4 protein-coding genes are annotated in these 4,111 nt (G+C 48.3%); all 4 read right to left on the bottom strand.

All coding sequences use genetic code 11. The features are described from left to right. A partial coding sequence (locus K8R76_01095; GenBank protein MCD4846768.1) for a hypothetical protein occupies nt 1-1,589 on the bottom strand: 1,589 nt, incomplete at its 3' end. Between the two features lie 70 nt (nt 1,590-1,659). Then, nucleotides 1,660-2,508, bottom strand: a complete 849-nt coding sequence (locus K8R76_01100; protein ID MCD4846769.1) for a hypothetical protein — start codon at nt 2,506-2,508, stop codon at nt 1,660-1,662. Nucleotides 2,509-2,630: 122 nt separating this feature from the next. Continuing rightward, complete coding sequence (gene thiE / locus K8R76_01105; GenBank protein ID MCD4846770.1) at nt 2,631-3,260, bottom strand: thiamine phosphate synthase; 630 nt, start codon at nt 3,258-3,260, stop codon at nt 2,631-2,633. Beyond that, the gene (thiM, locus tag K8R76_01110) at nt 3,257-4,063 is read right to left on the bottom strand and encodes a hydroxyethylthiazole kinase (protein MCD4846771.1); all 807 of its coding nucleotides are present in this window, start codon (nt 4,061-4,063) and stop codon (nt 3,257-3,259) included. The genes thiE and thiM overlap by 4 nt, the downstream gene beginning before the upstream one ends. Nucleotides 4,064-4,111: the final 48 nt, after the last annotated feature.

The following is a 4,111-nucleotide window of genomic DNA, read 5'->3' on the forward strand; positions in this document are numbered from 1 at the left end:
GGATCAGACGGAAGAGATTCCAGAAGGTCTTCATTGATTACGAGGGAATATTTCTCTCCAAGTTCATCGAGCCATTCACTGGTTCGTTCTTCCTCGATTCTTGCTCTGACAGCATAATAAAGATCTTCCTCAAGCTCCTCAAAAGACGCCGTATGCGGAGGGTATACTTCCACAAGTCTGAAAGCCATATACTCGTAATCCTCATACAGAGAAGACAAGCTTGACCAGGTAACGGTATCTCCGGGAAGCATTTCGAAAACAGCCTCTCCCCTGAATCCGGGAATTTCGTCCATAAGAAGAGGGCGAGTAATGTTTGATGGGGGATCGTCTTTTGAAAGCAATCTCCAGAAACCACAGCCTTCGATTATTGAATCAACACTGTTTCCTTCAGACAATGCTGTCTCGTATGCGAGAACATCGTCGCTTTGAATCTGTACACACTGTATGCTTCGCTTCTCCGGAACGATCGGAATTTCAATCAGATTGTCGAATTCATCCCTTATCAGTCCTGGAGTTATCCTGATACCACTGTACACCTCGTCCTCGAACAGTTTATCTGAAGCGGTACTCAGCATCCAGGTATCTCTTTCAGCTGACAAATTCAAATATGCTTCAGGATTAACTGAAGCGAAGTAATGCCGTAGAGCATCGTTCAAAAGTGTATTATCGATAAACCATTTCAGCCAGACAGCATCGCCTGGTTGAACAGGCATAAAACCACTTTGATACTCTATCTCCTGCACAAAATCTGAAGCTGTCATGATTCCGCGCCTGGAGATAACAATCGAATCCTCCGGAATGAGGTTCTCAAGTCCGGAATAGTATAGACTCAGACTATTGATGGCAGTATCACTGATTTCAGACTCTGCCGCAGAAAGAATTGAATCGGTAATTCTCTCGAGATCAGCCTTTCCCCCTGCGGTTGATAATCTCTGTAAGGCAAAGTCAGTTACCCGTTCCGAATTCACCAGAGTTTCGCTGACCAGTACCGGATCAGTTACCATGACTGAATCGTATCTTATCAGAGAACCATCTGAAAGAGGCAGTTCATCTCCGGGATTCATGGAATCAAGATGAACTGATAATTCGCGTGGTAATTCCGGCAAATGCGCGGGACCGAACTGCATCTCGCTCGGAGACTCCGATAGAACAGTATACCAGACCGTTGTACCCATATGATCCTTGAAGTAATTAATATCCTCATCGGTTATGGACTCCTCAGCAGCAGCGATAATGGTTTCACGGGCCAGCAATGAAGCCTGTCTGCGTATCCAGGCATTACCGAGAGCGATGATATCAGGTCTCTGGAGATAATTGAGCCGGTGAATCTCCCTGATGATTGTCTGCTTCCTCGCAAGGGAGATTATGAATTCATTAACATGATCGTTCCTCTGAATAAAGTAATTCTGTTGTTCAGGGGAAAGCATCAGCCATGTATTTCCTGCCTTGGAAACCGATATTGTACTGTCATCGATTGAGATAAGCCATGTGTCTGCTTCCGATGCAGTCGTTCCACAGGCAATGATAGAAACGACGCAGATAGAAATCAGCGCTGCTCCGATTTGATATAACTGCTTCAGATCGACCATCCTTTACTGTTCAGCGAACAAAGGAAAGGGAGGATCTGAAGACCCTCCCTGATTCCTGGTAGCTGAGCTTCTAGAATAGAGTCTTGATACTACCCCATGAATCCGGCTCAAGAGCAAGAGGAGCGGTTTCATAACAGAACAAAGCGTCCGGGTCACCCTGTTCGAGAACCCATAGCTGATTATCATATGATCCGCTGTAGATTCCTGGAGTACAGCCACCGGCTATTTCGATATTGTAGGTATGTTCGGCGATAAGGCTTCCGTCACTGTCGATCTGATACAGAAGGAAGTCATAGTTGTTCGTAGATACCCAGAGACAATTATTGTAACTATCCCAGGCAGCGCCGTATGTTTTGCCGTTTGCTACAGCTGTGGACCAGGTTGTATAGGTTGCAGTACTGCCTGAAACCCCGTCCCAGGTTACCTGATAAACGTTAGGAGAACCGCTGCCTGTGTAGAAATATGTTCCATCCCATGCCTGTGCACGGTTAGGGCTGACAGCGTTGCATATGTAGTATCCAGCATATGTGTACGTTCCGATATCATAGTAATCCACTTCTTCATCCTGGCTGCCGAAAATGTAAGTACCGTCACAGCAAAGGTCACGCATACCCCATCCAGTGGTCTCGTACTGGTCAAAGGTGATAATATGATTATGAGTAATACCATCGATGACATGAATCCAGAGAGGTCCGCCTCCGGACTGAGCATCGCTTACCCAGAAATTGGCTCCGTCAAAACCGACTCCGACACACCTTGGACTGCCCCCGATATCCTGCAGATCAATGTAATCCAGTTGATCAAGAAAGGCATCACTGCCGCCCCCGCCGACCGAACCCCGGACGAAATCCACATCTGTGGTTTCGCTGTTTGCAAAAGCAATTAATGCAAATGCAAGTAAGACAAGTAGAAATCGCATAGTATACTCCTTCCGCGATTAGTATCTGAAACTTCAGACAATTTCAACAATAAGTTACAACGTATAATCAGAATAGTCAAGTATCTTGAGATAGCTATCTGCGTTTTTTTATGTTAAGCTGATCAAGTGTGATGCGTCCCGGGAAGGAGGCCGAGTACGGCTTCATCAACTTCTGGAGCCGCCATAATAGCAGAGACTACCGCGATTCCGTCTGCACCCGCCTTTCGAACAGTATCCGCATTCATCGAATTGATACCGCCGATTGCGATCAAAGGCAGAGGAGTAGCCTTTTTCAGTCTCCCTATAGCATCAAGCCCGAGCGGCTTTTCAAGGTCGGTCTTCGTGTCAGTAACGAATACCATGTTTGCCGCGATATAGTCAGCGCCGCTTTTCCATGCCGTAACAGCTTCCTCAACTGATCTGACGGAAATACCAATCACCGCTTCCGCTCCAAGCAGCCTTCTTGCGGCTACCGCAGGCATATCATCCTGGCCAAGGTGCACACCGCGCGATTGACATGCCAGCGCGACATCCACGCGGTCGTTCACAATAAAGAGGGCTCCGTGTTTCTCACAGAGAACCATGAGAGTTTTCGCCATCTCAATCAGCTGCCTGGTAGAGGCTGTCTTGTCGCGAAGCTGAATTGCGGTAACGCCAGACTGAAGTGCCTGCCTGCAAGTCTCCACAACCCCCCTGTCCCCGCAGAGAACGGGGTCGGTAACAAGATAGAGTTGTAGAAACTCGGAGTTCAGAGCAGAACCTCCGCTCTTGTCCTCCTGCCAATGGTCTCTTCATCGAGATCAGCAAGCGCGTCAAGGAGAACCGGGACGAAAGTTCCCGGCCCCTTGCATTTCTCAGCAGCGCATTCTCCAGCGATACCGAAGGAAATCAGAGCACCTGCGGCTGCTTCAAAACAGTCTTTAACAACTGCGGTATAACACGCTACGGCAGTAGTAGCGGCACATCCAGTACCGGTGACTCTGCCCATGATCGGGTGACCGTTGCTTATCCCAATCGTACGGGTTCCGTCAGTGACAACATCTGTAGAACCTGTCACAGCGATAACCCATCCTGTTTCAAGGGCGAGAGAAGAGATAATCTCAACACGGTCATCGATTGTATCCATCGAATCCACGCCGCGAACTTTTCCATCCTCTCCGGCCAGAGAGAGAATTTCACCTGCGTTTCCACGGACAATGGAGATCTCCAGTTCCCTGATTATTCTATTCGCTGAATCGGTTCTGAGTTTTGTTGCTCCTGCCCCGACAGGATCGAGCACCACCGGAATTCCGAGCTCATTCGCCCTCTTCCCGGCAGCGATCATGCTGTCGATCAGTGCAGGATTCAGTGTGCCGATATTCAGAAGAAGGGCTCCGGCATACTGCACCATTTCGGAAGACTCGTCTATACAGGGTGCCATCACGGGAGCGGCACCCATGCAGAGAGTTACATTAGCCGTAAAATTCATGACAACACTGTTTGTGATATGATGCACCATGGGATGATGCTCTCGAATGGCTGCCAGTCCATTACTGGCGATTAATGCGGGATTCATTTCAACCTCCGGATTTTCTTACGCCGACATTACTCGGGTCAAGTACAA

It is taken from the genome of Candidatus Aegiribacteria sp. (assembly GCA_021108435.1).
In the GTDB taxonomy this organism is placed as follows: Bacteria; Fermentibacterota; Fermentibacteria; order Fermentibacterales; family JCC-6; genus Aegiribacteria.

Excerpts from the sequence above, each read along its gene's own strand:
- K8R76_01100 (MCD4846769.1), bottom strand. The coding sequence starts at position 2,508 with ATGCGATTTCTACTTGTCTTACTTGCATTTGCATTAATTGCTTTTGCA.
- thiM (MCD4846771.1), bottom strand. The coding sequence starts at position 4,063 with ATGAATCCCGCATTAATCGCCAGTAATGGACTGGCAGCCATTCGAGAG.